A 24264-nucleotide genomic window follows, 5' to 3' on the forward strand; every position below is an offset into this window, starting at 1 on the left:
GGGCCGGTGTCCGCGGTAAGAATCCCGGATTGCGCTGCGCTCCATCCGGGCCACGGATCAGCGCGCAGCCACCACAGCCGCCAGCGTCACGACCAGCCAGCTGAGAATCATGATCGTCCCACCCGTCGGCGCCGCGAACGGAAACAGCGAATGCCCCGCATATTGCCGCAAGGTGAGGTCACCAGCGAACAGCGCCGCGCCGATCACGAAGCCGAACGCGGCGACCAGGCCAATTCCGCCGTGCAGAAGGCCGCGCGCGAGCAGGGCCACACAGGCCAATATGGCAGTTGCATGAAACAGCAGCATGGCGCTTGCGGGGCCAAGCCGGCTGGCGTCGGTGCCGTGGGCGGAGGCGGCGGCCAGCGCGACGCCGGCGGCGCCCATCAAGCCGGCGAGCGCGATCAGCAGGCGCGCCATCACGAGCTCCGCTCTTCCAGCAGCTTGGCCATGGCGGCGCGGAGCTCGGCCATGCCGGTCGATGAGCGCGAGGAGGTCGCGATCACGTTCGGGAACGCGGCCGGATGCTTGGCGAGCGCAGCCTCGGTCTCGGCGATGCGCGACTGCAGCTCGGAGGCCTTCACCTGGTCGGCCTTGGTCAGCACGATCTGGTAGCTGACAGCGGAGCGGTCGAGCGTCTTCAGCACGTCGAGGTCGACATCCTTGAGGCCGTGGCGCGCATCGATCAGCACGTAGACGCGCGCGAGCGAGGCGCGGCCGAGCAGGAATGTGTGGATCAGCTCGGTCCACGACGCGACCTGGCTCTTGGGGGCCTTGGCATAGCCATAGCCCGGCATGTCGACGAGGCGGAGGTCGGTCTTGCCGGGGACCTCGAAGAAGATCAACTCCTGGGTGCGTCCGGGCGTATGGGAGGTGCGCGCCAGCGCGTTGCGGCCGGTCAGCGCGTTGATCAGGCTCGACTTGCCGACATTGGAGCGGCCGGCAAAGGCGATCTCCGGTCCTGCCATCGGCGGCAGGGTCTGGATCGAAGGCGAGGCCCAGATGAACTGCCAGTCGCGCGCGAACAGCTTGCGCCCGGCTTCGATCAGCTTCGCATCTTTGTCGTCGGTCATGCGAAGCTCGCTGTTTCCTCGCGTCATTGCGAGCGAAGCGAAGCAATCCAGGAATGTATCCGCGGAGGGGTTCTGGATTGCTTCGTCGCTTCGCTCCTCGCAATGACGACGCCTACGTCGCCTTCCTCGCGAACGTCGCCTTGAGATTGTCGAACAACTCCACCTTCACGCCATTGCGGCGCATGATGAAGCTCTGCTGGATCACCGAGAGCGTGTTGTTCCAGGCCCAGTAGATCACGAGGCCGGCCGGGAAGCCCGCGAGCATGAAGGTGAAGATCAGCGGCATCCAGTTGAAGATGATCTGCTGCGTCGGATCCGGCGGTGTCGGGTTCAGCTTCATCTGGAACCACATCGTGATGCCCATGATGATCGGCCAGATGCCGAGCGCAAGATAGTGGCCAAACACCGGAATGGTCGTCGGGTCGAACGGGATCAGGCCGAACAGCGTGAACAGGTTGGTCGGATCCGGCGCGGAGAGGTCCTTGATCCACCCGAAGAACGGGGCATGCCGCATTTCGATGGTGACGAACAGCACCTTGTAGAGCGAGAAGAACACCGGGATCTGGATCACCACGGGCAGACAGCCGGCGACCGGGTTGATCTTCTCCTTGCGGTAGATCTCCATCATCTCCTGCTGCTGCTTCACCTTGTCGTCGGGATAGCGTTCCTTGAGCGCCTGAAGCTGCGGCTGGATCGACTTCATCTTCGCCATCGAGGCGTAGGACTTGTTCGCCAGCGGGAAGAACAGCAGCTTCACGATCACGGTGACGAGCAGGATCGAGATGCCGAAATTGCCGAAGAAGCGGTAGAAGAAGTCGAGGCCGAGGAACATCGGCTTGGTGATGAAGTAGAACCAGCCCCAGTCGATCAACAGGTCGAAATGGTTGAGGCCGAGCTCCTTGTTGTAGCCGCCGAGGCCGGCGAACGGGAATACGCCGACCACGCCGGCTTCCTTGGCGCCGGCGAACAGGCGCGCATTCGCGGTCGCGGTGCCACCGATCGCGACGGTGACGGGATCGAGCAGATAGTCGGTCTGGTAGGTGTGGACGTTTCCGGCGAGGTTCGAGGAGAACTTCGCCTGAAGATGCGCACTGGTGTCGGGCAGCAGCGCCGAAGCCCAGTACTTGTCGGTCATGCCGAGCCATCCATTGGTGGCCTTGAAGTCGACCTGCTTGGCTTCGTCGATCTTCTTGTAGGCATATTCCTGCAGGCCGTGCTCGCCGAGATAGCCGATCAGGCCTTCATGCAGGATGTAATAGCCCGAAACGTGCGGCGTGCCGTGGCGCGAGATCAGCGCGAACGGATAGAGCGTGACGGGCGCGTTACCGACATTGCTCACCTCGTCCTTGACGCTGAAGAGGTAATGGTCGTCGACCGAGATGGTGCGGCGGAAGGTGAGGCCCTCGCCATTGTCCCATTTCAGCTTCACCGGCGTTGATGGCGTCAGGCTGCCGCTGCCGTCCTGCTGCCAGAGGGTCTGGGCGTCAGGCAGCTTGGCCGTCACGCCCGTTGCCGGCACCCAGCCGAACTCGGCGTAATAGGGTTCGGCCGTGCCCGACGGCGAATAAAGAATGATCGGGGGCGACTTCGGGTCGACCGTTTCGCGGAATTGCACCAGCGCGATGTCGTCGATGCGGCCGCCCTTCAGCGAGATGCTGCCGGCAATCCGCGGCGTGTCGATCTTCACGCGCGGGGTCGCCGCAATCGCGGTGTCGCGGGCGACCACCGGCTGGGCCTGCTGGTTCGCGCCGGGAGCCGCCGATGGCTGGGTCGCGCTGCCGGCCTGCGGCGTGGTGCCCGGCGTCGCAGAGGCCGTCGGCTGCGGATTGGCCTTCTGGAGCTCGGCCTGCGCCTGCTGCTGGGCGCGCTGCTTCTCCATCGCCGGCACGTTGTAGAAATATTGCCAGGCGATCAGGACGAGGCCCGACAGAATGACGGCGAGGATGGTATTGCGATTGTCGGTCATCACTATTGTCTCGTCATCAATCCGGTTTGCGGCTGGTCGCAGGAGCGGGGCCGGGCCTCGAGCCGTCGGTTCTTGGGCCGCGTCCCTTGTGCGTATGCCGCGCAGGCTTCGTGAACGCTATGCGCAGATCGTCGAGCATGGCGGCGAAGTCGCGCGAGAGCGCGTCCCTGCGGCCGACCAGCACGTAATCATGATGGGGTTGCATCGACACCGGATCGAGCCGCTTCACCAATTCGCGAAGCCGGCGCCGGATGCGATTGCGCTCGGGGGCGTTGCCGTTCTTTTTGGTAACGGTGAAGCCGATCCTGACAGGGCCGCTGTCATCGCGGCGGCGGCTTTGCAGGACGAACGCGGGACTATTCGCCCGCGCGCCATTGGCAACGGCGAGGAAATCCGCTCGCTGCCTCAGCCGATCCATGATGAAATCCCGGAAAAGGGGGTCCGGCTCAGGCGCTCAGACGCTTGCGGCCGCGGGCGCGGCGGGCGGCGAGGACCTTGCGGCCGCCGGCAGTGGCGAGACGGGCACGGAAACCGTGACGGCGCTTGCGCACCAGTTTGCTGGGTTGATAAGTCCGCTTCACGGGTTTTTCTCCGCTGACCGGGCAATTTGCCTGTAGAATTGAAGGTAAAGTCCGGAAGATGCGACCCAAAACGGGCCGTTTCCGGCCGCAGAAGAGCCGCTCCCGGTATCGCACCGGGTCATCGCGGACAATTTGCGCGGCTTATAAGGGAGCGTCTTGTTTTCGTCAACGCCGCAGGTCCGCGCAGTTCCGGTGAATATCGCTGTTTCCTTGGGGTTTTTAACCGTTGAGGTGGCGGATGGCGGGATGAGCGCCTACATCCCACCTTGGTAGATTAGCGATCTGTAATTTGACCACCGTCAGGGACGGGTCGCATCCTCTACCAGCCAAGCTCTAAGGCCAGCAGGGGCGAATCTCGTGCTAGCGACAGACCTCCAGCAGCCGACCCAAGATCTGGATCAAGATCTGGATCAGCCAGCGGACCAGCCGGTCACGCGGTCCCGCGGACCGGGCGGGCTTGGCCTGTCCGGAAAATTGTTGCTGCTGACCGTTCCCCTGGTGATGATCGCAGCCGTCCTGCTCTATGTGCCCGCGATCGCGAACTTCTGGGTCAACCGGCTCAACGACCGCGTTGCGGCAGCCAACACGGCGGCGCTGGTGCTCGACGCCGCGCCGCTCGGCATGGTGCCGGACTCGCTGTCGCGCGAGATCCTGAAGAGCATCAATGCGCGCGCGGTCGCGATCAAGATGGGCCAGCAGCGCCGCCTGCTCGCCAGCGACAATCTGCCTGCGACGATCGAGCACGACATCGACCTGCGCGACATGACGGTATGGGAGGCGATCACCGGCTCGTTCCAGATGATGCTGGAGACCGGCAACCAGCCGATCCGCATCGTCGGTCCCGGCGTCGGCAACGCCCAGTTCATCGAGATCGTGACCGACGAATTGCCGCTGCGGCAGTCGATGTACCGCTTCTCCCGCAACCTCGTGGTGGTCGCGCTGATCATCGGCATTCTGACCGCCGGCCTCGTCTATCTCGCGCTCCATTACCTGTTCGTGCGGCCGATGCGGCGGCTGACGGCGAGCCTGGTCGGCTTCCACGAAAACCCCGAGAGTTCGGCGCGGATCATCGTGCCGAGCCAGCGCAGCGACGAGATCGGCGTTGCCGAGCGCGAATTGTCGGACATGCAGCGCGACCTGATGTCGATGCTGCATCAGAAGAGCCGGCTCGCCGCGCTCGGCCTCGCCGTCTCCAAGATCAACCACGATTTGCGCAATCTGCTGGCCTCGGCGCAGCTCTTGTCCGACCAGCTCGCCAGCGTGCCGGATCCGCGGGTGCAGCGCTTTGCGCCAAAGCTGGTGCGCTCGCTCGAGCGCGCCATCGCGTTCTGTCAGTCGACGCTGTCCTACGGTCGCGCCCAGGAGGCCGCGCCCGACCGCCGCATGATGCTGATCGAGCCGGTCGTGCTGGAGGTGCGCGAGACCGCCGGCCTTGCCAATGACGCCTCGATCGCCTGGGTCGCCGCGATCGAGCGCGGGCTCACGGTCGATGCCGATCCCGACCAGCTGTTTCGCGTGCTGCTCAACCTCGTGCGCAACGCCGCCCAGGCCTTGGAGAGCCATGCCTCCGGAGACGGCGGGCCGCAGCAGATCCGAATCACGGGAAAGCGCGAAGGCGCGGTCGCCATCCTGGAGGTCTCCGATACCGGACCCGGCGTGCCCCAGAAGACCCGGGAGCATCTGTTCGAGGCGTTCCAGACCTCCGGCCGTCCGGGCGGCAGCGGGCTTGGCCTTGCCATCGCCGCTGAGCTCGTCCGTGCCCATGGCGGCGACATCCACCTGGTCGAGGGCACCATCGGCGCCACCTTCCGGATCGTCATCCCCGACCGCCCCGTGGAACTGCTCTCCATCCGCAACGAGCGGGCGCGGGCGTAATTCGGCCAAAGGCCGAGTTGTTCGTCATTCCGGGGCGACGCAGCGCGCCGGCCCTGGAATCCAGAGGTTTTGGCGCGAGATTCCGGGTTCTCGCTGCGCGAGCCCCGGAATGACGGTCGAGCGACCGTCATTCCCTGCAAAATCTCCCCATCCCGGACCTTGCCAACGCCGGCAAGAGCGGTTAGTCAGAGCGCTCTTTCGCACCCCCTCCGGTTTTGCCGGGGGCTGCTTGCGGGCCAGACCCGCACTGTTTGCGAAAAACGCGCCCGTAGCTCAGCTGGATAGAGCATCAGACTACGAATCTGAGGGTCGGACGTTCGAATCGTTCCGGGCGCGCCAGTCGCACAACTTCCCATTGGAAATCAATAAGTAGCGCAGATACAAGCGCTTAGCTGCCGCGCGGTGGTATGAAGCGGTGGTGGGAATGCGTGTGCTGATGGGCGTAATAAAGACCGACACAACACCTACTACGCGTTGAAAACGGTGCCTGCGAAGCCGAAGGGGCTGCGAGCAGCCGTCGCGCTTGTGCTGAAGAACGGCAAGACTTCTCAGGCAAATCTGAAGCGGTCGTTGGGCACCAAGGACCGCCGTGAGGCCAACATACGCGCTAAGCCGGTATTGGCTGAGTTCGACCGCATCATTGCCAAGGCCAAGGCGAGTCTTGCCGCAACCACGGTGTCGGTAGTCAAGCGCATCAGCCTCAACGAAACTGAAATCAAGCGCATGGCCGAGTGGGTGTACGCCAAGGCGCTGGCTTGGGATGAGCGCGGCCGTTTCACCGGACGGGAGGAAGAGAAGCGGAGGTATGCGGAGCTTGAACGCCTTGAAGGACCGCTGCCTCCACCGCGCTTTCCGCACGATGATTGGCCGCAGTTCGGCGTGCCCCGTGAGCTGTACGAAGAGGAAGCGGCCGAGCTGTTAGATACCCTACAAGAGATGCGGAAGGCAGCCGCTATGGGCGACATCTCCGCTGTTCAGGATCATGTGCAGGAGGCCATGTGGGCTTTCAATATCGAGTTGGACGAGCACAGCGCCGCTTATCTCAGGCTCGGAACTGCCTGCCTGCATTCGTATCTGCGATCCCTTGAGGACATCAGGAAGCGGGACGAAGGCATTACAGTTGAAACCCCGACAGTCGCTTTGCCGAGTACTGCTGCGACAACGGCAGACGGAGGCACGCTCAAGGACGCGCTAGAGGGATGGAAGAAGCACCGTGCTCGGCCGAAGCGGACGGGGGATGAGTTTAGCCGCAGCGTGGAGATGTTTATCCAGCTTCACGGCAACATGCCTGTAGCAGCGATTAAGAAGGCTCACGCGCTGGAGTTTCGCAAAGCCCTACAGGACGTGCCCCGCCAGCGAACTGGCGACTTGCTGCGCGCAACGCTTCCTGCTCAGGCCGCTTGGGGGCGTGAGCACTCAGAAGAGCCGAGGATCACTGCCGCCACGATCAACAAGCAACTTGGCGCTGTGCAGTCCATCTGCATCTGGGCCAGCGACAACGGGCTTGTGCCGGATGACATGCAGTGGACCGATCCCTTTAGCAAACTCAGGCTTCCCGAGGAGCGCTCCGAGCGCACGTCATTTGAGATTGCGGAGCTTCAATCGCTGTTCAATGCGTCGGTGTTTACCGAACACCAGTTTCCGCTAGGGGCACATGGGGCCGCTGGGTTCTGGTTGCCGTTGTTGGCTCTCTTCACAGGCGCACGGCAGGCGGAATTAGGAAGTCTCACCGCAGCCAACGTGCAGACAGATGCAGAGACGGGTGTGGCGCTGCTCTACTTCGTAACCGAGAGGGCACGAGGGAAGCGCGTTAAGACGGACGCCTCCGAGCGTGTTGTGCCCGTGCATCCCGAAGTGATTCGCTTGGGCTTCCTCAGCTATGTCGGGGAGCGACGGAAGGCCGATGGTGCAGACGCTTGGCTCTTCCCCTCAGTGGCGCCAGACAGAGGCCGCGCGGGCGTACCTGCATGGTCACAGTGGTTTGGCCGTTATCTGCGTGCGGCGGGCGTGACGGACAAGGCTAAGGTTTTCCACTCCTTCCGCCACACGGTGAAGGACGCGCTACGCAGAGGCAGGGCGGACCACGAGATGCGCGAGGCATTGATTGGGCACGCACAGGCATCCTCGGTAAGCTGGGGCTACGGCGCTAACGCCATGTTGTCGAGGTTCGGTGCTGCCGGATTGTCGGACGCTATCAACCGCATTTCCTATCCCGGCCTTGACCTGTCGCGGGTCAAGCCGCTGGGCGTGCCACCGCGTACACGCGACGACACCAAAGAAAATAGGGCGGGCTGACACCATGAAATGGAATGCAATTGTGGCGCTGATGCTTGCGGGCCTCGCGCTCTCCGCGTGCGTCTCTGAGGAGGAGATGGCGGCCAAAAGGCAGATGGCACAAGCCAACAGGGAGAAACAGTGTACTTCCTTTGGCTACAAGCTGGGCACGCCCGATTACAGCAAGTGTCTCGAAAGCCTGTATCTGCAAGATCAACAGCTAGCTGCCGCAGAAGAAGCGAACCGGCAAGCACGTCTCCACGAGGTGGGACAGAGGTTGCAGAGAGCCAGCGAAGCAATGCAGAGCATCAACCCGCCTACGGTTCACTGTTCCACCATGCCCAACGGCATCGGCGGCACTAACACCACCTGCCAATAAGGCAGAAAGGCCGCACCGGGGCGTCCTAAGCTTTTCGGTGCGGCTACCGGCAATTGATAGCAGAGCAGACGCAAGCATAATGACCGACAATACCGATGACACCACTCTGACCGAGCGCACCGCATGGGAGCCAAAAACTCCAAAGGAGGAACGGGAGGCGCTCGACAAGGCTCCCTTGGCAACCCTGCGTGCCCAACCAGCGAATGCGCAGGTAGCGGCGTTCGTGAGCGGGTTAGCCCAGCGATATAGGAGGCCGAACTCCGCGAAGGGCAAATCATACGCGCGGGACAAAACCCTGATGAAGCATGTGACAGCAGTGGCTGCGTTCGTTGCTGATCTGCTGGCCGCTATCGAAAGTGACCGCAGCGAGGGCTGGCTTAGGTGTTCGCTCAGGAAGAGCGACTACACCAATCAGCGCGTCACATGGCGCATGTTCGACGCGGTGCGCCAAGCGTTCGCTGAGGCAGGGCTCGTGGAGCACAAGCCGGGGTATCCGCCTTCGTATCAGTTCGATAACCCGGGGCCGATGGTTGGAAAGCTCACCCGCTACAGGGCAACATCTTTGCTTCTCGCTGCGTGCGAAGCTCATGGCGTTACACCAGCGAACGTGCGGCAATGTTTCCAATTCGACGAGGTGATGCCTTCAGAGCTGGTGCAGCTAACCTCGCCATCGCACAAGACGCCGAACACCGAGAAGGTGCAACAGCTCCGCGCGCAGGTTGCTGAGTTCAACTCCTTCCTCGCTAAGCACACGCTCACGCACCCACAGGTCAAGGTGAAGCATCTTGGTTGGGTAAGAAAGTTTCACCAAGCGAACGACCTCCAGACTTACAGGTGGGACAAGGGTGGTCGCCTGTATTCCTACCCGCAAAATGCCGAGTGCTATCAGCGCTTAGGGGAGGACACACGACTTGGGATGCGGATCGACGGCGAGAGTGTGGTCGAGATTGACATCTCGTCCTCGTACCTCACCATCTTCTATGCGTGGTGCGATCAGAAACTCGACACCGACCCGGATGCCTACGCTGGCATCCTTGGGCCTACGGAGCTTGATCGGCAGGTTGCTAAGTTTTGGATCAATGCGTCATTCGGCAACGGCAGTCTGCTGACACGGTGGGCCAAGTTCACTAAGGGTTTCCGCGAGCGCTTGGCAAAGAAGGGCTTCCCGCCAGACGCATTCGACACCAAGGCGTACCCGATGTCTCGGATCAAGGAGCGCGCTCTACAGCGTCACCCCCTCCTTGGGCGATGGGGTGGAGAAATCCGAGGTCGGGTGAGAGGCTGGGCTGATCTGATGTTCGTGGAGAGCGAAGTCATCATCGCCACCATGCAAGAGCTGATGGCTAAGGGCGTTCCCAGTATGCCGGTCCACGACAGTTTGATTGTTCAAGCGAGCAAGGAAGCCTTGGCCGTCGATACCCTGTCCCGCCAATTCGAAACCCATACTGGGGCGGTTCCGAAGCTGGATGTCAGCAGGTCAGGCTTCTGATGCAGCCAACATTCATGCAGCAGCTAACTATCTATTATTACTAGCTATAACTCTCTGGTATTAGCTATGGTTGGTCTACCCTGTTACCCCAGTGCGCGGACCAAACCATATCGTGGAACGAATGTTTGACGAGGGCGTGCCAACCGGCCCGTATATGTGCACACGGCCGGTGTTCTGGCTTTGGGGCCCAATAGGGCTGAATCACAATGTCCCTGTAGGACTCTAGGAAGCCCGCGGGCGCCTTTGACGCTAAGCCCAGGGAGCACCGGCGGCTAGCTATAGTGCCCCCCAGAGGACTCCGCTGAGTCTCCTAGAGGGATAGGCGCGCCGGAGTGGCCCCTGGGGGCATCCTGTTCCTATCGAGCCCGGGCATGTTGGGGCTCCACACGGTACTTCTGGCGAAGCACACCGCCCGCTTCAGCCGAGCAGAGGCCGATGGCTTTAGCCCGCCGATTTTGGAGCGGGGCCCCACCCGCGAATGGCCCGGGGCCCCACCGAGAGCCGGAGTCCCTTAGCTGCCGATTAGCTGGGCGGCAGCGTCAGTGAGTGAGCCGATGATCCTCCGCATGGGCTCAGCCCCCTTTGCCTTCCAGAGCGCGATAGACCGACGCGCGGCCTATCCCAAGCTCCTTCGCGATGGCTGACGGTCCTTTGCCTTCCGCGTGCATCGCCTGCACCTTTGCAACGTCCACCGAGGGCTTGCGACCTTTGTAGACGCCACGGGCCTTAGCGTCCGCGATGCCTTCGAGTTGACGTTCGCGGCGTAGGTTGGTCTCGAACTCAGCGAACACGCCAAGCATGTCGAGGAAGCATTTCCCGGCTGCTGTGCTGGTGTCGATGGGCTGCTCGGTTGCACGCAGGGAAGCGCCATGGGCCTTCACGGTGCGCACGATGTCTTGCAGATCACCAATGCTGCGCGCCAGCCGGTCAATGCGCGTCACCATCAGCACGTCCCCAGCGCGAAGGAAATCGAGCACGGTGCGAAGCTGCTCCCGTCCCGCGGTGCTGGTGCCGCTGCGCTTCTCAGAGCGGATCAGGTCGCAACCTGCCGCGCGCAATGCGTTCTCTTGGAGGTCGAGGTGTTGATCGGTGGTGCTCACGCGGGCGTACCCGATGACGGTCATTCGCCAGTCCTGTCTCACTAGGGTTTAGACCATGAGACAGTGGCGTCTCAAAATTAAAATGTCAACCCTATTGAGACGACTTTTGTGTCTCAGGGGAATGTCTCAGGAGGGTAGACGCATTTGAGGCGTTGCGGTCGCGCCGCGAAAGCTGGGGGATGCTTCGGATATTGCTTGGACCATCTTCGTGCTTTGCGCGAAGTCCGCTACCATTGGTCCGATGCTGCGGACGTTGGTAAACGCCGACAAACTAATCGCCCTGCCGTCCGTCGTCTGGACGCCTCCCGACGACAGGGATGGCTACACCCGCTTTCAAGTACCACTGTCGATCGGCGGAGTGGTCGAAGCTGGTGTAACGCTCAGTGGCGGGGCCTACGCGCAAATTCCCGATCAGCATGTGACATTCGAATTGGCAGTTGAGGGCGTGAACGGTCAAAGGCGGACGCGCCTCATGCGGCTCGATTGGCGTTCACTGAAGGGCGGACACTCTAACCATCGACGAAAATGCTCAGGTGCTTTGTCGGGTCTGCGATTGTCTCCGACCCATTTTCATAGCTTCGAAGCGAATTGGGATGAGCAAAGGCAGTGGATGAAGCGCGGGAAACTCCCGTGCGCTGAAGAGGTTAAGGAAGACCTACGGACGTTCGAGGACGTTAGGGACTTCGTAGGAAGTGCCTTTAAAATCAACAACATAGGCCTTGTCCCTCTGCCTCCTTGGGAGTATGATTTGTTCAATGTCCAGCAGCGAAATCATAACCCCGACCGTCCATAGGGCTGTTGATGCGGCCATTGGAGACCTTGTGCGCGCAGAGCGCATTGGCGGCTCGTGGTTCGTAAGCTTGCCGCTGATTTACCCTGATGGATCGTTCGCGACCGTCCGTATCGAGCAGCGCGGCGACCTCTTCCGTGTGAGTGACAACGGATTTACTTGGCGCGAAGCAGAGGACATTGACGTTTCTAAGCGCTCCTTTGGGCAAATCGCGGGGGCGATTGCTGAAGGCATTGGGGTCACCGTTGACGAGAGGCTTCTATACGTTGAGGTGCCGGTCGTGATGCTTCATCGCGCTATTTGCGACGTGGCAGAAACCTCCTGGCGCATCATTGACCGCCTCTTCGAGCGGGCATTTGCCGACAATGAGGAAGAAGAAGCGCTCGCGGAAACATTGACGAGCAAGTTGATTGGCCTGTTTGGGCAGGGGATGGTGGATCCGAAGGCGACCGTTTTCGGAGCTTCCACCAACGAATGGACTGTTTCCGCAATTGTGAAGTTCCCCGACCACAACGCGGTCTTTCAGGCTGTCGGAAGCCATTCGAACTCGATCTACAAAGCGTCAACCGAGTTCCGAGACCTCTCGGCCCTAAAATCCGGCCCGAGGCTGATTGCCGTGGTGAAGGATACCGCGTCGCTCGGTCAGAAGTTGGCGCTGCTCAGTCCTGCTAAGGTCTTGGAGCAGGGACAGGCCGACGAGCTTTACCGCAAGGCTGCCGCATAGGGCGCTCGCAGGCTTATTGGCCGCTATACTTCGGCTGCGAGATTAACGGGCTGTCTTCTTAACCTTCCGGGCCACCCACTCCTTTGCCTGCCTTTGTGCCTCCACCATTTGCTCAGCAGAGAGCTTGCGTCCTGTCGCGTCCCGGAAGTTGATTTCCTGTTGATTGTCCTCCCGCGTTCCGGGAGGAAGGCGTTCAATTTCGGCTCCGTGCATGTAAGCGGCGATGTCATACCATTTGTACGCCTGCACATAGTCCCTCTCGCCTAAGTCTCCTGATGCGTACAAGGTCGCGAGCCACGTTGCGGCAAGACGGTCTCCGCGCTCTGCGGCGCTTGTCCATGCGGCCTTAGCTACGGCGTAATTCTGGTTTCGAGACGCCTCCAAGCCACAAGAGGCAAGCTCTTCAGCGGCTTCGACACCAAGGCATGGGTTACTGGTGTCGGGAGCGGACCGGCGCAGCGGGGCTTGTGCGTCTGCTGTGTTCACGACCAAAGCAAGGATCAGCAGTGACAGGGGAGTTGCACGCGTTATCTGGGAGCGGAGTTGCATGGAAATGCCTCTCTAAATGCCTGTGCTGCGCAGTCCCATGATGGCGTGTTCATAAGACGAGGATTGCCATCGCCCCAATGGACGAAGACAGCCTGTAACACGGCAAGAGTGGTGTGGTTAGGCACGCACAAATCACGATGGGTCGCCACGACGGCCAGAAGTTCTGCACCGGGATCAAAGCTCAGGTCTGGCGCCGTCCCGTCTATTGCGCCTTTGAGCTGGCCGCACGTTCGAGGCTTGGCTATAGCCGCTGACAACAAGGTCATCAGCAGCATGCCAAACGTTAATGCCCTTCGCATTGTGCTTTCCCTCCAATAAGACTGTCCCGCGCTGCGCAAGAAGGAAATTTAGCAGCCAGAAATAGTGCAAACGATCCCGGTCGCAGTCTATCGGTGCCGCAGCTCATGTCACTGCGCTCACCGCCGGTAATGGCGAGCGTCCACCGTTGAAGGTGGTCACTGAAGGTGGTACGAAGAAGCAAGCAGCTACGCTGATTTGTGCTGATATTTCAATGTGAAGGCCGCGCGTCGGTCGCCTCGTTCCGGGCGCGCCAGTCTACGATTTTGTCCGACCCGGAGACATAGGTAACAGATCGTACCTAAGACATAGGTGACAACCTCGTGCCGAGCGGGTTGTCGCGGGGTTGCAAGATCATTTCTCCAGGGTCGATCCAGGATGCATCGAACGCATCCGATTGATGCAATACGGTGTGACGCATTCTTGGCATGGCCATTATTGCTCGGCCGGCGCTTTCGCCGTCAACCCCGCGCGGCGAAGGCCGCGCCCCTGCGGGCTTCGGGGGGTGACTGCTCAGCGCGGCCAAGCAAGGGCCGACCATGCCAAGAATGCAGACAAGCGCGTCTTTTTCTCAGGACGCCGACGTTGTACCTGAGACACGGGTGATGGGCTTCGGGCCGAATTGGTTGTCGAGGGGTTGCAAGGTCCTCTGCTCGAGGTCGAAGTATCCGAGATCGTAGTGCATGAAGCTGACGAGCCAAATGCCGTCATCGACCTCTTTGATTCCAAGCTTTTGACCCGCCAGCACAACAGAGATGTTGATCTTCTTGCGGTGCAGGCAGAGGCGCCCGCAATTGGTAACGAGTACGTCGCGATCGTGGAAGGGATAGGTCAGCTCCGGCAGGCCGCTATAGGGACGCGGTGAGGCTGTGTAGAGTTCGGCGGGGCACTTCATGTTGAGCGCCTCATGCGGGCGTTCGATGTTGAACTCGCCCCGGAAGGCCTCGAAGCGTTCCTGCTGTTGCAGGCTGTTGAACCTCGGTGGCCTGGTCGCCTCCTTTTTGAGCGTGAGATGCATGCGCTCGTGACGGCCGTTCTGCTGCGGATGACCCGGCTTGATGCGCTCGATCGCGATGCCGAGCCTGAGCCACCACACCGACAGCTTTGAGAGGTTGAACAAGGCATTGGGACTGGCAAAGGGCACACCATTGTCGGAACGGATGGCAAGCGGCAGGCCGCGTTCGCGGAACAGCCGCTCAACGGTGTGTGGGATTTCTTCGAATGCCTCCAGGGCATGTTGCCGAAGGAGGCGCTTGCCGCCTTCCATGCGGGTGAGGCGGAAAAGTGCGAAGAGATCGTCCGCAAGGCCATGGAAAACAGTACGGCTTTGCGCTGGACGATTGAGAACGGCATATGGACGTTTGGCGCGTCCGGCATTGCTGACTTCCTGGAAAAGACGAAGCAACACACGATCAAGGACGTCGTCCAGCAGATACAGTGCCCCAGCCTCGTCCTGGAGGGCGCCGGGGACATGTTCTTCGTCAACCAGCCCGCGAAGGTGTATGACAACCTGAAGGCGCCGAAGACCTTTTTCGCATTCACCAGCGAAGACGGCGCCGAGAATCATTGCCAATCAGGGGCTTTGTCTTACTTGCACGAAGTGGTCTTCAACTGGTTGGACGAAACATTGGAGTTGCATGACGGCTATCTAGGCCACGAGTTGGGCGGCCAGTGCTAAGCTGCTGTTCCAGCGAAGGCAGGCCGACAATAGAGAGGGGCTGCGTGCTACGTCATAGCGCCACGGCGAAACAGTAGTGCCCATCTTCATCGGCCGTGGCGCGCCATTCGCACGCTCTCGATTTGCTTGCCGGCGACGGCTGCTTCCCGAACGTCTTCGCTCCCAACAATCGGATGCCGCATCAGACGATCTGAGTCTTGCCGCTCAGCTGATGGGCGCTTCGAGGTTTGCGGGCGCCGGCGTGATCCGGCGATCGGTCCCGAAGGACTCGGAAGCTTCAAGGAGCGTGATCCGACTCTGGAGCCGCGCGGCCTCGCCGGACAGCCAGTGCAGCGCGGCGCACATGTCCATCAACTCGGCCTGGGTTGATTTGTCGATGGCGCGCCTGGCGCGGCGTTCGCACTCGTCGGCCTTTCTACGGAATAGCTCGATCGCCCCGATCATCGCTCGCTCCTGCTCGTTGGATTTACAAGCTTTGTTCCTGAGTAGCGGATTGCAATTTGGTGAAAGTGCCAGCCGGAAAATGCGGGACGCTGCAGCTTAACGAACGGGTAAGCTTCGAATTGTCCCACGTCACGAGCAATACCAGCGCAAGCCGCGCAATCTTTGTCGAAGATCAAGCTCGGCGGCGAATGGCGCCCTAGTTTGTGTCCAGACAAAGAGCTGCCGCTCGTCATGGCCCAAGGTGTGTCCAAGCTCAGCTGCCATGGCGGCGATGCAGATGCATCGTGCCTGGAGTGCCGGTCGCGGCTTTCGTTCCCGCTGAGATGGAGATCGTCATGTTCGAGAAATTCGGAAGTCTCGCCGTGGTGCTGGCCGCCGTTCTGGCGTTCGTCGGATCCGCGCCGACCCTTGCCGGTCATGCCGATATCGTCGTCAGCCAGGCCTGGAGCCGCGCCACGCCGAAGGGCGCGAAGGTCGCGGGCGGTTATCTCACCATCGAGAACCGCGGCACCGTGCCGGACCGCCTTTTGTCCGCCTCCAGCCCGGCCGCCGCAGCGGTCGAGATCCATCAGATGACGATGCAGGACGGCATCATGACGATGCGTCAGCTCGAGCAGGGTCTGGTGATTCCGCCGGAGGGGGTCGTCACGCTTGCGCCGGGCGGCAACCACATCATGTTCATCTCTCTGGCCGCGTCCTTCGAGGAGGGGCAGCGCATCCCGGTTACGTTGAACTTCCAGCGTTCGGGGACGATCGAGACGACGTTCGACGTCGGCAGCGTCGGCAAGGGGCCGAGGCTTCAAATCGCTTCGACGGAAGCCACGCCGCCGGCGTTGCCTCCGGCACAGCAGAAGACGAACGCTGCTACGAAGGTCGACGAGCCCTTCTTCACCCACATCTGCGGCACGCGCGTGATGGCCGATGTCACCGTCACGCCCGGACGCAGCGGACCGGTCGACGTTCTGGTTCAGCTCTACGACGGTGACGAGCAGCCGCTGAGCGTCGATGCGCTGTCGGTGACGCTGGCCAATCCCGACAAGGCCGTTGCGCCAATCACGGCATCTGCGACGCGGATCGCGGCCGACAAATGGCGCGTCAGCATGACGACTGCAGTGAGCGGGAAGTGGTCGCTGGCGCTCGGCATCGACATGAAGAAGGACGACCGCATCGACATCGCTGCGCCGATCCTGATCGAGTAATCCCGATTGCGTGCTTCGCCTGAAGCGCGATGGGATTGGACGGGCCTTCCGACGCGCCTTGCTCAGCTGGCGTTTTCTTCCGCCGCTTCGAACCACCGCTCGATCTGAACCCGCCAGGTTTCGATCATCTGGCTGAATGCATCATCAGTCAGATTGGCGAGGTCGATCTTCCCTTGTTCCGTCAGCGCCGTGAAGGTGTAGCTCACCGAAACATCCGTCAGCGCGAGGCCGGCCTGTTTGCAGCTCACCTCGACGAAACCAAAGCGCGAGCTTGGCGTCACGCGCGCATACCGGACCCGGTGGTCAGACGGCTTCCATTCAATGCAGGACCAGAGCGTCTCGTCTTGATCGCGGCCGGTTCGAAACACCATGCCTTCGCAGGTCTCTCCGCTCTCGGGGTGGATGAAATCCGGATTCCAGCCCGGCACCCACAAGATCTCTCCCTCGGGCGTGAACAGCGGAAACACCTGGTCGATGGGCCGGGCCACCGTGATGTTATGGTGTCGTTCGATGCGGTTCATCAGCGACTCTTCTTTCTCGTACGACCGACGCCTGTCGGCGGCTGTCAGCTCCAATCCGTAAATCCGTTTCAGCTGTTCGCCCACGCTGAGCGTCCCTTGGGAGGAGGGAACGCGGCCCTCGAACGCGTGCAACACGATGCCTTCGATGAGATCCTCCACGCTCATGTCGCAATGCTCGGAGAGCGCCTCGAGCACCTTCGGCAACCGCTCGGCGGGGATGCGCCGCTAGACGACCTCGACGGTGGCCGCGTCGAACTGGGTGCCGGCGCCGCGATGGCGCGCGAGCACCTCGGCGGGCAGCTCCGAGACTTCGTTCTGCGCGGTGCCATCCAGCATCGCCTGAACGCGCTTAGCTGATGCCTTCAGCAGCGCGGGATCGAGCGCGCCCTTGTCCACGCCGTCGATGATCGACTGCGCGAGGAAGCGCGCCCGTTCGGTGTCGGTCAGGTGCGAGCAGATCATCAGCATGTCGTTGCCGGCGGCCATGAAGCGCGCACCGGAATCGGGCGCATCCAGCCGGCCCGCCATCGCGCGCATGCCGACATCGTCGGACACGATGACGCCGCGGAAGTTCATGGCCTCGCGGAGCAGCCCCTGCGTGATCGTGCGCGACAACGTGACGGGATCGTTGGGGTCGAGCTTCCTGTAGAGGATATGGGACGTCATGATCATCTCGATGCCGCCCTCGATCGCGGCGGCGAACGGCTTCAGTTCGCGCGCCTTGATCTGGTCGAGATCGAGGTCGAGCACCGGCAATTCATGGTGTGAATCCACCTGCGTGTCGCCGTGTCCCGGAAAATGCTTGCCGCAGGCCCGCACTCCGCATCGTTCCATCGCCCGTGTGAACGGCAGCATCGACTTGATCACCTCCGCGGCCGTGCGGCCGAAGGCGCGCTCGCCGATCACAGGGTTGGCGGGGTTGGAGTGAATGTCGAGATCAGGGGCGAAGTTCAGGTTGCAGCCGAGCGAGGCGAGCTCGACGCCCATGGCATCGCCGACCTGCTCTGCGGTTCCGGCCCAGCGCGCCGCATAGGAAAAGCGCGTGATCGGGGGCGGCGTGCGGCATACGCGCCCGCCCTCGTGGTCGATGGCGATGAATTGCTTGTCGCGCTGCGAGGCATCGCGGATCGCAGCGATCAGATCCCGGTGGATCGACAGCCACTCTCGATAAGGAAGGTCGTGACGGAAATTGCTCTTGTAGAGGATGACGCCGGCCGGCCTGAGATCCCGCAGCAGCGCGCGGTCGCGGTCATCGAGGATGCTGGTCGGCCGCAGGCCAATGAAGAAATGATCGCCGACCGTTGCAAGAAGGGAATCGCTCATCCGCCGGGCCGCCACAGATTGTTTCGATTGATTGGGATGGAGCTGGACGCAACGCGAACTCTCAAGCTCCCGTGCGGGCCTCCAAGCTGCCCGCTTCCATGACAGTATTTCAGATTCCTTAACGGAATCAATCTGCAAATCAATGGCACGGGCAGTTGCGCCGGCAAGGTCAGCGGTGAGCGCCTTGCCGGCGTGTCTTTTTTACGCCGCAGCGAGCGCAGGCTGCACCGGCCGACGGCCGATCATCAGCGACAGCACGGCCGCCACGAGGCCGGTCGCGCCGGCGATCATGAAGGCCTGCAGGTAATCGCCCTGCGACGAGCGCATGACGCCGGCGAAGAACGCGGCGCAGGCCGCGCCGAGTTGATGGCCCGCAACCACCCAGCCGAAGATCAGCGGCGCGTTCTTGTCGCCGAAGGCCTCGTTGGCGATGCGCACGGTCGGCGGCACGGTGGCGATCCAGTCGAGGCCGTAGAACACGGCGAATACCGACAGGCTGACGAAGGAGAAGTCCGAGTAGGGCAGGTAGATCAGCGACAGCCCACGCAGGCCGTAATAGAAGAACAGCAGCTTGCGCGGATCGAAGCGGTCGGTGAGCCAGCCTGACAGCGTGGTGCCGAACAGGTCGAAGAATCCCATCAGCGCCAGCAGGCTCGCGGCCTGCACCTCGTAGATCCCGTGGTCGCCGCAGAACGCGATCAGATGCGTGCCGACAAGGCCGTTGGTGGTGAAGCCGCAGATGAAGAAGGTCGCGAACAGGAACCAGAAAGTTGGCGTCCTGGTCGCGCGCAACAAGTTGCTGATCGCGGCGACGAAGGGATTGCCCTGCGCCGGGCCCGCCGGCTGATCGTCATGCGTGCTGCCATAGGAGCGCAGGCCGATCGCGGCGGGCCGCTCCGGCACCAGGAAATACACCAGCGGGATCAGCGCCGCGCAGCACGCGGCGACCGTCAGCACCACAGGCCTCCAGCCGCCATATTCGACCAGGCTCGCAAGGCCCGGCATGAAGATCAGCGTGCCGGTGGCGGTGCTCGCCGTCAGCAGCCCCATGACGAGGCCGCGATTGGTGGTGAACCAGCGATTGACGATGGTGGCGCCGAGCACGTTGGCGACCGCACCCGAGCCGATTCCGGAGAGCAGCCCCCAGGTCAGGAACAATTGCCAGGGCGCGGTCATGAAATAGCTCGCGGCGGTCGAAGCCGACATCAGCGTCAAGGCGCCGAGCACGGTGCGGCGGATGCCGAAGCGCTGCATCACTGCCGCGGCGAACGGGCCGGCGAGGCCGTAGAGAAAGATGCCGATGGCGGCCGACGACGAGACCACGCTGACGTCCCAGCCAAAAGCCTTCTGCAGCGGCAGCATTAAGACGCCCGGCGTGGCGCGCAGGCCGGCGGAGGACAGGAGTGCCAGGAAGATCACGGCAACGACCACGAAGGCGTAGTTTTGGCCAAACGGCCGGCGGGCGACAGAGGGGGACTGATCGGAGGCTTGTTGAAATGCGGGTTGGGGCATGTTACTTACCGGTACGTATTGCGATGCCGTACTAATACGTACCGGTCAGTAACATTGTCAAGCCCGAAGCCAAGCCATGCCCGAGACCAGACCGAGCCGCATGTCGAAGAAAGCCGAGACAGCCGCGGAGGCCCCGCTCCGGGCCGCCGACCGGATCCGCGCCTCCGCGAGCGAGCTGTTCTACCGCGAGGGTATTCGCGCCGTCGGCGTCGACGAGGTCGTGGACCGCGCCGGCGTCACCAAGCCCAGCCTCTATCGCGCCTTCGCCTCGAAGGACGATCTCGCCGCCGCCTATTTGCGCGATTACGATCTGAGCTTCTGGGAGAATTTCGAGCGCCCCGGCGGCAAGACCTACAGCAATGCGCGCGACCATGTGCTCGCCTATATCGGCCAGCTCGCCCCGCGCGCCGTCGCCAAGGGCTATCGCGGCTGCGGTCTCAGCAACGCCGCGGTGGAATATCCGGCGCGAGACAATCCCGCCCGCCAGGTCGCCGAAGCGCACAAGAAAGTCTTCCGCAAGCGCCTGCGCGAGCTCGCAGCAGGGATGGGCGCGCGCCAGCCGAACGTGCTCGGCGATGCGCTCCTGCTGCTGATCGAAGGCATCTACGTCACCGGCCAGCAGTCCGAAGACGGCCCCGCACAGTCGGCCCTCGCGGCGGCGAAGCTGCTGATCGACGCGAGCGTGAAGGCGGGATAGGGGATCGAGGCCAGCGATCATGCCGATCGGCGGTTGAATGGATTGCGGGCGATCTCTCCACCTCTCCCGTTTGCGGAAGAGGTCGGCGCGAAGCGCCGGGTGAGGGCTCTCTCCACACGGCCCTGAAGCGCGGGCGGGACGCGGGGGTCAACTGCGTTTGATGGACTGGATCAGGTCCCAGCGGTTGCCGTAGAGGTCCTCGAAAACCGCGACGACGCCATAGGGCTCATGTCGTGGCGGTTCGACGAAGTGCACGCCGGCCGCGGTCATGCGCGCATGATCGCGCTCGAAATCAACCGTTTCCAGGAACAGGAAGACGCGGCCTCCGGTCTGGTCGCCGATGCGCGCCGTCTGCTCTGGGCCGTCCGCCCGCGCCAGGAGCAGGCCAGAGCCAATACTGCCGCGCGGCCGCACCACCACCCAGCGTTTCCCGCCACCGAGCGGCGTATCCTCGCAAAGCTCGAAATTCAGAGCGCGCGTGAAGAAGGCGATCGCTTTGTCATAATCCGCGACAAGGAGACTGACGAGGGACAGGTGCTGATTCATCGTGCAATCCGGCTGGTGGCGGTGGGCTCGCCGCCGGGAGGACGAGGATAGCAATATCCTCATCCTCGTCTCCTCCAGTTTCCAAAAATCGCCAAATCAGGCCGTGAATCAATGGCAATCGTGCAAACGTTCCTCTGCATGCGCATCGTTCGCAGCTGCTCCGCCGCATCCGCAATTCCGCGACGCGCGGAACGGAGTGACATCACGGCATTCACTCATCTGCTGTTCATGCGCGGCTCTCTGCGCAGCGCAGAGAAGAGGCTCTCGATCATTGGACGGAGCGGCCTTGCGAAGGCGCACCCGCAGCGCCTGCGAACAGATATATCGGATGATGGGAATCGGGTGCTGTTGCAAAATGAATCAAACGGATACGCGGCGGGCCGCTCCTCCACGGCCCGCCGTGTCGCCAAGCTAGTCGACTTCCTGGACGACCATGCGGGTCTCGGGATCGACCAGCATCACGTGGCTGCCCGAATAGACGTAGCGATACTTGGTGAGCGAAGGACCCCAATCGCTCGGAACGGTCGCGAGCTCGACGTCGCGCGGGACCGGCGAGCCGACCACGATCTTCTCGTGCGTCTCGACCGGGCGGATCTTGTGCTCGGTGATGTAGGAATGGATCCTGGTGCGATACTCCGGCTCGATTTGCACGGTGGCACCGTGCGCTGCGCCGGTGGTGGTCGTGGTCACGGTGGTTTGCGCCATCGCGCCCGTCGACACGAGCAGGGCGGCGGCTGACATCAACATCAACTTTCTCATCGCGTTCTCCCTCGCCGCTGGATGCGGCGCTGCGATGAACTCGCGATCTGCCCGCTCGTTCCTCACGGAACGAGGGAACATCAGCCGGTTTTCCTGTTTTCCCTTCCGGGAGCGGAATTGGAGGAGAGGACAGATGCCCGTTTTGAATCTTTGGGCCGTGCCCGCAATCCTGGTCGTAGGTGGCGGAATCTATCTCATCGGCCACATGCGCTGAGTGCGGCGGCGCCGGTTTCCGGGCAACATGAAGAAACAGGGGCGGTCCATCGGCTCAGCGCCACCCCAGCGCCGGCGCGACGTGCTTCAGGATCGCCTCGATCGCGTGCGCGCAGTAGTCGACGCCAAGCTGGTTCGGGATCGTCAGCAGCAGCGTGTCGGCTTCGGCAATGGCTCCGTCCTGCCTGAGCTGCTCGATCAGCGCATCGGGCTCTGCGGCGTAGGAGCGGCCGAAGATCGCCCGCGTCTGTGGATCGATGAAGCCGATCTGGTCCTCACCGCCGCGCTCGCCGCCGAAATAGGCTCGGTCGCGATCGTCCATCAGGGCAAAGATGCTGCGGCTGACGGAGACGCGGGGCTCGCGCGCATGCCCGGCCTCTTTCCACGCCGCGCGATAGCTACGGATTTGCGCGGCCTGCTGCACATGAAAGGCTTCGCCGGTTTCGTCGTTTTTCAGCGTCGAGCTCTGCAAATTCATGCCGAGCTTGGCCGCCCACACCGCGGTCGCGTTCGAGCCGGCGCCCCACCAGATCCGGTCGCGCAGGCCCGCCGCATGCGGCTCGAGCCGCAACAGCCCCGGCGGGTTCGGAAACATCGGCCGCGGATTGGGCTCGGCGAATCCTTCGCCGCGCAGCAGGTCGAGGAATACTTCGGCGTGGCGCCGTCCCATGTCGGCGTCGGTCTGGTCTTCGGCCGGGCGATAACCGAAATAGCGCCAGCCGTCGATCACCTGCTCGGGCGAGCCGCGGCTGATGCCGAGCTGAAGCCGCCCGCCAGCGATGAGGTCGGCGCTTCCTGCATCCTCCACCATGTAGAGCGGGTTCTCGTAGCGCATGTCGATCACGGCCGTGCCGATCTCGATCCTGCTGGTCTTCGCGCCGACCGCGGCGAGCAGCGGGAAGGGCGAGGCCAGCTGCCGCGCAAAATGATGCACGCGGAAATAGGCGCCGTCGGCGCCGAGTTGCTCGGCCGCGACCGAAAGCTCGATCGATTGCAGCAGCGTGTCAGCCGCCGAACGCGTCTGCGACTGCGGCGAGGGTGTCCAGTGTCCGAAGGACAGGAATCCGATCTTTTTCATGAGCCCCAAGGTAAGGGTGATCACCGCAATTTGCGATAGGCCGCCTGAAAGGAATGGCCACTTGATCGGACCAGGCGACCTCACGTAGACTGCCTGAGCGGGACCAAGCAGACTCCCGGCGAGACTTCGGTCCAAGCTCTGCGCAGCACGCAACACGTGGAGCTTGCGCATGAATACCGAAAGAGGACCCTCCTCCAGACCTGCCGTCGCCATCCTCTCGCGGGGAGATGCCGTCGCCCGTCGAGACGCGACCCCGACAACTGGCCGCTTCGTCGACGTCTTCGAGGCGCTCGGCGCCGTCGGCGTCGAAGCTCACCCCGCCATTTACGACGAGAGCTTCGCGGAAGCCGTCCGCGAACAATTGCTCGGGGTGGATGGCGTGCTCGTCTGGGTCAATCCGATTCAGGACGGCCGAAACCGTGCCGGTCTCGATGCCCTGCTCCGCGACGTCGCCGCGCAAGGCGTATGGGTGAGTGCACACCCGGATGTCATCATCAAGATGGGCACGAAGGACGTCCTCTATCGCACCCGCGCGATGAATTGGGGCTCGGACACGGCGCTGTATCGGACCGCCGAGGCGATGCGGGCCGAACTGCCGACGCGGCTTGCTGCCGGTCCGCGCGTCATCAAGCGCAGCCGGGGCAATGGCGGCCAGGGCGTCTGGAAGGTCGAGCAGCTGCCGGCCTCGCCCATGCTCAAAGTGCTCGACGCGACAAAGGAGGCGCCCGAGCAATTGGCGCTGGACGATTTCGTGCGGCGCTGCGCGGAGTATTTCGAAAACGGCAGTGTGATCGATCAGGCCTTCCAGCCGCGCCTCAACGAGGGCGTGGTGCGCTGCTACATGGCCGGCGATCGTTGCGCCGGCTTCGGCCATCACAAGGTCAAAGCGCTGATCGAGTCGCCGGCCGCGCGCTCGCAAGCCGGACCTCGGCTCTACACGTCGAACGCGGACCCCCGCTTCCAGCGGCTGCGCCGGCTGATGGAGGACGAGTGGACGCCACAGTTGATCTCGCTGCTGGACATCGCGCGCGGTGACTTGCCCGCGATCTGGGACGCCGACTTCATGCTCGGCCCGGTTCAGGCGGACGGGAGCGACAGCTACGTGCTCGGCGAGATCAATGTCAGCTCGGTGCATCCCTACCCGCAGGAGGCGCCGGCGGAGATCGCGAGGCGCGTCGCCGAGCGGCTGCAGCGTTAGGC

Annotated in this window: 23 protein-coding genes, 1 tRNA gene and 2 pseudogenes; 10 read left to right on the forward strand and 16 right to left on the reverse strand. The window is 62.6% G+C overall.

The genetic code is table 11. The features are described from left to right. Nucleotides 1-57: 57 nt before the first annotated feature. The 5 genes from XH88_RS09985 to rpmH all read right to left on the reverse strand — a co-directional run bounded on the left by XH88_RS09985 (nt 58) and on the right by rpmH (nt 3617). Nucleotides 58-417 (reverse strand): DUF423 domain-containing protein, encoded by a 360-nt coding sequence (locus XH88_RS09985; RefSeq protein WP_271615219.1) that lies wholly within the window; start codon nt 415-417, stop codon nt 58-60. Beyond that, nucleotides 417-1070, reverse strand: a complete 654-nt coding sequence (gene yihA, locus XH88_RS09990; protein ID WP_271615220.1) for a ribosome biogenesis GTP-binding protein YihA/YsxC — start codon at nt 1068-1070, stop codon at nt 417-419. The genes XH88_RS09985 and yihA overlap by 1 nt, the downstream gene beginning before the upstream one ends. Before the next feature lie 112 nt (nt 1071-1182). Next, complete coding sequence (gene yidC, locus XH88_RS09995; RefSeq protein ID WP_271615221.1) at nt 1183-3036, reverse strand: membrane protein insertase YidC; 1854 nt, start codon at nt 3034-3036, stop codon at nt 1183-1185. A gap of 16 nt (nt 3037-3052) precedes the next feature. Next, nucleotides 3053-3454, reverse strand: coding sequence for a ribonuclease P protein component (gene rnpA, locus XH88_RS10000; RefSeq protein WP_271615222.1), 402 nt, complete (start codon nt 3452-3454; stop codon nt 3053-3055). A gap of 28 nt (nt 3455-3482) precedes the next feature. Next, nucleotides 3483-3617 (reverse strand): 50S ribosomal protein L34, encoded by a 135-nt coding sequence (gene rpmH / locus XH88_RS10005; protein WP_008542748.1) that lies wholly within the window; start codon nt 3615-3617, stop codon nt 3483-3485. 357 nt (nt 3618-3974) lie between these two features. On the opposite strand from rpmH, the gene XH88_RS10010 reads away from it, so the two are divergent. From XH88_RS10010 to XH88_RS10030, 6 genes and pseudogenes are all read left to right on the forward strand, one after another. After that, nucleotides 3975-5492, forward strand: coding sequence for a sensor histidine kinase (locus tag XH88_RS10010; RefSeq protein WP_271615223.1), 1518 nt, complete (start codon nt 3975-3977; stop codon nt 5490-5492). A gap of 262 nt (nt 5493-5754) precedes the next feature. Continuing rightward, nucleotides 5755-5831, forward strand: a tRNA-Arg gene (locus XH88_RS10015). A 126-nt stretch (nt 5832-5957) separates the two neighbouring features. Beyond that, nucleotides 5958-6131: pseudogene (locus tag XH88_RS39045) on the forward strand (DUF6538 domain-containing protein); the annotation flags it as partial. A 357-nt stretch (nt 6132-6488) separates the two neighbouring features. After that, nucleotides 6489-7787 carry a site-specific integrase gene (locus XH88_RS39200; protein ID WP_442868431.1) on the forward strand — a complete coding sequence of 433 codons (1299 nt, stop codon included), beginning with the start codon at nt 6489-6491 and terminating at the stop codon, nt 7785-7787. Nucleotides 7788-7791: 4 nt separating this feature from the next. After that, nucleotides 7792-8145: a hypothetical protein gene (locus tag XH88_RS10025; protein WP_271615225.1), complete on the forward strand. Its 354-nt coding sequence runs from the start codon at nt 7792-7794 to the stop codon at nt 8143-8145. 79 nt (nt 8146-8224) lie between these two features. Continuing rightward, nucleotides 8225-9634: a hypothetical protein gene (locus tag XH88_RS10030; protein ID WP_271615226.1), complete on the forward strand. Its 1410-nt coding sequence runs from the start codon at nt 8225-8227 to the stop codon at nt 9632-9634. A gap of 572 nt (nt 9635-10206) precedes the next feature. Here XH88_RS10030 and XH88_RS10035 read toward each other — a convergent pair. Then, a complete protein-coding gene (locus XH88_RS10035; RefSeq protein ID WP_271615227.1) occupies nt 10207-10758 on the reverse strand; it encodes a recombinase family protein in 552 nt (183 codons plus the stop codon). Between the two features lie 731 nt (nt 10759-11489). Between XH88_RS10035 and XH88_RS10040 the strand changes: the two genes are divergently transcribed. Beyond that, nucleotides 11490-12248, forward strand: coding sequence for a hypothetical protein (locus tag XH88_RS10040; protein ID WP_271615228.1), 759 nt, complete (start codon nt 11490-11492; stop codon nt 12246-12248). 42 nt (nt 12249-12290) lie between these two features. Here XH88_RS10040 and XH88_RS10045 read toward each other — a convergent pair whose 3' ends face one another. From XH88_RS10045 to XH88_RS10055, 4 genes and pseudogenes are all read right to left on the reverse strand, one after another. After that, on the reverse strand, nt 12291-12797 hold the full coding sequence (locus XH88_RS10045; RefSeq protein WP_271615229.1) for a hypothetical protein: 507 nt from the start codon (nt 12795-12797) through the stop codon (nt 12291-12293). Then, nucleotides 12776-13096 carry a Rap1a/Tai family immunity protein gene (locus XH88_RS39205; RefSeq protein ID WP_442868430.1) on the reverse strand — a complete coding sequence of 107 codons (321 nt, stop codon included), beginning with the start codon at nt 13094-13096 and terminating at the stop codon, nt 12776-12778. The genes XH88_RS10045 and XH88_RS39205 overlap by 22 nt, the downstream gene beginning before the upstream one ends. A 569-nt stretch (nt 13097-13665) precedes the next feature. Then, nucleotides 13666-14292: pseudogene (locus XH88_RS39210) on the reverse strand (integrase core domain-containing protein); the annotation flags it as partial. Nucleotides 14293-14976: 684 nt separating this feature from the next. Then, nucleotides 14977-15216, reverse strand: a complete 240-nt coding sequence (locus tag XH88_RS10055; RefSeq protein ID WP_271615231.1) for a hypothetical protein — start codon at nt 15214-15216, stop codon at nt 14977-14979. A gap of 335 nt (nt 15217-15551) precedes the next feature. Here XH88_RS10055 and XH88_RS10060 point away from each other — a divergent pair, with 335 nt between their 5' ends. After that, complete coding sequence (locus XH88_RS10060) at nt 15552-16415, forward strand: copper chaperone PCu(A)C (protein WP_271615232.1); 864 nt, start codon at nt 15552-15554, stop codon at nt 16413-16415. Nucleotides 16416-16477: 62 nt separating this feature from the next. Here XH88_RS10060 and XH88_RS10065 read toward each other — a convergent pair whose 3' ends face one another. The 3 genes from XH88_RS10065 to XH88_RS10075 form a co-directional block, all read right to left on the reverse strand. Further along, nucleotides 16478-17140: a hypothetical protein gene (locus XH88_RS10065; RefSeq protein WP_271615233.1), complete on the reverse strand. Its 663-nt coding sequence runs from the start codon at nt 17138-17140 to the stop codon at nt 16478-16480. Nucleotides 17141-17161: 21 nt separating this feature from the next. Further along, nucleotides 17162-18259, reverse strand: coding sequence for a glycoside hydrolase family 3 N-terminal domain-containing protein (locus XH88_RS10070; RefSeq protein ID WP_271615234.1), 1098 nt, complete (start codon nt 18257-18259; stop codon nt 17162-17164). Nucleotides 18260-18460: 201 nt separating this feature from the next. Further along, a complete protein-coding gene (locus XH88_RS10075; protein WP_271615235.1) occupies nt 18461-19771 on the reverse strand; it encodes an MFS transporter in 1311 nt (436 codons plus the stop codon). 76 nt (nt 19772-19847) lie between these two features. Here XH88_RS10075 and XH88_RS10080 point away from each other — a divergent pair, with 76 nt between their 5' ends. Further along, nucleotides 19848-20468, forward strand: a complete 621-nt coding sequence (locus XH88_RS10080; RefSeq protein WP_271615236.1) for a TetR/AcrR family transcriptional regulator — start codon at nt 19848-19850, stop codon at nt 20466-20468. 147 nt (nt 20469-20615) lie between these two features. Here XH88_RS10080 and XH88_RS10085 read toward each other — a convergent pair whose 3' ends face one another. The 3 genes from XH88_RS10085 to XH88_RS10095 all read right to left on the reverse strand — a co-directional run bounded on the left by XH88_RS10085 (nt 20616) and on the right by XH88_RS10095 (nt 23064). Next, nucleotides 20616-21014, reverse strand: a complete 399-nt coding sequence (locus XH88_RS10085; RefSeq protein WP_271615237.1) for a VOC family protein — start codon at nt 21012-21014, stop codon at nt 20616-20618. A 411-nt stretch (nt 21015-21425) separates the two neighbouring features. Continuing rightward, complete coding sequence (locus tag XH88_RS10090) at nt 21426-21773, reverse strand: DUF1236 domain-containing protein (RefSeq protein ID WP_271615238.1); 348 nt, start codon at nt 21771-21773, stop codon at nt 21426-21428. Nucleotides 21774-22041: 268 nt separating this feature from the next. Further along, nucleotides 22042-23064 (reverse strand): LLM class flavin-dependent oxidoreductase, encoded by a 1023-nt coding sequence (locus XH88_RS10095; protein WP_271615239.1) that lies wholly within the window; start codon nt 23062-23064, stop codon nt 22042-22044. 169 nt (nt 23065-23233) lie between these two features. On the opposite strand from XH88_RS10095, the gene XH88_RS10100 reads away from it, so the two are divergent. Continuing rightward, nucleotides 23234-24262, forward strand: coding sequence for a Cj0069 family protein (locus tag XH88_RS10100; protein ID WP_271615240.1), 1029 nt, complete (start codon nt 23234-23236; stop codon nt 24260-24262). Nucleotides 24263-24264 lie beyond the last annotated feature (2 nt).

This window comes from Bradyrhizobium sp. CCBAU 51627 (genome assembly GCF_028128765.1).
In the GTDB taxonomy this organism is placed as follows: Bacteria; Pseudomonadota; Alphaproteobacteria; order Rhizobiales; family Xanthobacteraceae; genus Bradyrhizobium.

Coding starts and splice junctions, on each gene's coding strand:
- XH88_RS10085 (WP_271615237.1), bottom strand. CDS start 21,014: ATGAATCAGCACCTGTCCCTCGTCAGTCTCCTTGTCGCGGATTATGAC.
- XH88_RS09985 (WP_271615219.1), bottom strand. CDS start 417: ATGGCGCGCCTGCTGATCGCGCTCGCCGGCTTGATGGGCGCCGCCGGC.
- XH88_RS10035 (WP_271615227.1), bottom strand. CDS start 10,758: ATGACCGTCATCGGGTACGCCCGCGTGAGCACCACCGATCAACACCTC.
- XH88_RS10040 (WP_271615228.1), top strand. CDS start 11,490: ATGTCCAGCAGCGAAATCATAACCCCGACCGTCCATAGGGCTGTTGAT.
- XH88_RS10070 (WP_271615234.1), bottom strand. CDS start 18,259: ATGAGCGATTCCCTTCTTGCAACGGTCGGCGATCATTTCTTCATTGGC.
- XH88_RS10075 (WP_271615235.1), bottom strand. CDS start 19,771: ATGCCCCAACCCGCATTTCAACAAGCCTCCGATCAGTCCCCCTCTGTC.
- rnpA (WP_271615222.1), bottom strand. CDS start 3,454: ATGGATCGGCTGAGGCAGCGAGCGGATTTCCTCGCCGTTGCCAATGGC.
- XH88_RS10090 (WP_271615238.1), bottom strand. CDS start 21,773: ATGAGAAAGTTGATGTTGATGTCAGCCGCCGCCCTGCTCGTGTCGACG.
- yidC (WP_271615221.1), bottom strand. CDS start 3,036: ATGACCGACAATCGCAATACCATCCTCGCCGTCATTCTGTCGGGCCTC.
- yihA (WP_271615220.1), bottom strand. CDS start 1,070: ATGACCGACGACAAAGATGCGAAGCTGATCGAAGCCGGGCGCAAGCTG.
- XH88_RS39205 (WP_442868430.1), bottom strand. CDS start 13,096: ATGCGAAGGGCATTAACGTTTGGCATGCTGCTGATGACCTTGTTGTCA.
- XH88_RS10100 (WP_271615240.1), top strand. CDS start 23,234: ATGAATACCGAAAGAGGACCCTCCTCCAGACCTGCCGTCGCCATCCTC.
- XH88_RS10045 (WP_271615229.1), bottom strand. CDS start 12,797: ATGCAACTCCGCTCCCAGATAACGCGTGCAACTCCCCTGTCACTGCTG.
- XH88_RS10095 (WP_271615239.1), bottom strand. CDS start 23,064: ATGAAAAAGATCGGATTCCTGTCCTTCGGACACTGGACACCCTCGCCG.
- XH88_RS10060 (WP_271615232.1), top strand. CDS start 15,552: ATGTTCGAGAAATTCGGAAGTCTCGCCGTGGTGCTGGCCGCCGTTCTG.
- XH88_RS10030 (WP_271615226.1), top strand. CDS start 8,225: ATGACCGACAATACCGATGACACCACTCTGACCGAGCGCACCGCATGG.
- XH88_RS10025 (WP_271615225.1), top strand. CDS start 7,792: ATGAAATGGAATGCAATTGTGGCGCTGATGCTTGCGGGCCTCGCGCTC.
- XH88_RS10080 (WP_271615236.1), top strand. CDS start 19,848: ATGCCCGAGACCAGACCGAGCCGCATGTCGAAGAAAGCCGAGACAGCC.
- XH88_RS39200 (WP_442868431.1), top strand. CDS start 6,489: ATGTGGGCTTTCAATATCGAGTTGGACGAGCACAGCGCCGCTTATCTC.
- XH88_RS10055 (WP_271615231.1), bottom strand. CDS start 15,216: ATGATCGGGGCGATCGAGCTATTCCGTAGAAAGGCCGACGAGTGCGAA.